Genomic DNA, 974 nt, shown 5'->3' with positions numbered 1-974 from the left:
GAGCTCAATCCGGTCCTCATGTGCGACAAGAGCCCCGCCGCCCTTGCTTGCGTGCTCGTCGGCATCGGGCTGGGCGTCTTTCCGGACTACAGCGTCAGCGACGATATCGCCGAGGGGCGGCTGGTGCCGGTATTTGCCGACTGGAGCCTGCCGTCAGGCGGCATCCACGCAGTCTTTCCGCCGGCCCGGTTCCGGCCCGCCAAGGTGCGCACCTTCGTCGATCTGCTCGCGGCGGCCGAGAAGCGGCGATCGCGCGGTGTTGCCACGGCTTGAAGCCGATGGCGGTCAGCGGGCCTCTTGCAGGATCATCTCGGCTGCCTTCTCCGCGATCATGACGACCGGCGAGTTGGTGTTGCCCGAGACGATTGTCGGCATGATCGAGGCATCGACCACGCGCAGCCCGGCAAGCCCGTGAACACGCAGGCCGTCGTCGACCACCGCCATCGTATCCGAACCCATCTTGCAGGTGCCGACGGGGTGGAAGATCGTCGTGCCGATATCGCCGGCCTTGCGGATGAGCTCTTCATCGCTGTCATACTGCGTGCCGGGCAGCATCTCTTCCGGCGCAAAGCGCGCCACCGCCCGAGCCTTCATCAAGCTGCGGACATGGCGCAACGACGCGACGGCCACGCTGCGGTCTCCCTCGGTGGAAAGATAGTTCGGCCGGATCTTCGCCGTCTCCCGCGCGTCGGACGAAGCCATGTGCACGCTGCCCCGGCTTTCCGGACGCAGATTGCAGACCGAGACGGTGACCGCGGGAAAGCGATGCAGCGGCTCGCCCAGACGGTCGGTGCTCAGCGGTTGCACATGATATTCCAGATCGGGCGTTGCGAGGCGCGGATCGCTCCTGGCGAAGATGCCGAGCTGGCTTGGCGCCATCGACAGCGGCCCGCTGCGCTTGAGCGCGTATTCCAGCCCCATCGACGCACGGCTGACCAGATTGTGGTAGCGCTGGTTGAGTGTGGCGGTGTTGG

The 974-nt window shown here is 66.2% G+C and carries 2 protein-coding genes; one reads left to right on the top strand and one right to left on the bottom strand.

Going from position 1 to position 974, the window contains the following annotated elements; genetic code table 11:
* A partial coding sequence (locus ENZ74_RS32950) for a LysR substrate-binding domain-containing protein (RefSeq protein WP_245471063.1) occupies window positions 1-273 on the top strand: 273 nt, incomplete at its 5' end.
* A 12-nt stretch (window positions 274-285) separates the two neighbouring features.
* Here ENZ74_RS32950 and ENZ74_RS32945 read toward each other — a convergent pair.
* Window positions 286-974, bottom strand: a 689-nt coding sequence (locus ENZ74_RS32945) for a GMC family oxidoreductase (protein WP_164761450.1), incomplete at its 5' end; no start/stop codon positions are given.

Source organism: Mesorhizobium sp. M7A.F.Ca.CA.002.15.2.1 (assembly GCF_003998715.1).
GTDB lineage: Bacteria > Pseudomonadota > Alphaproteobacteria > Rhizobiales > Rhizobiaceae > Mesorhizobium > Mesorhizobium ciceri.
The sequence above is the reverse complement of the archived record's forward strand: the minus strand, read 5'-3'. Positions and strand labels throughout refer to the sequence as shown.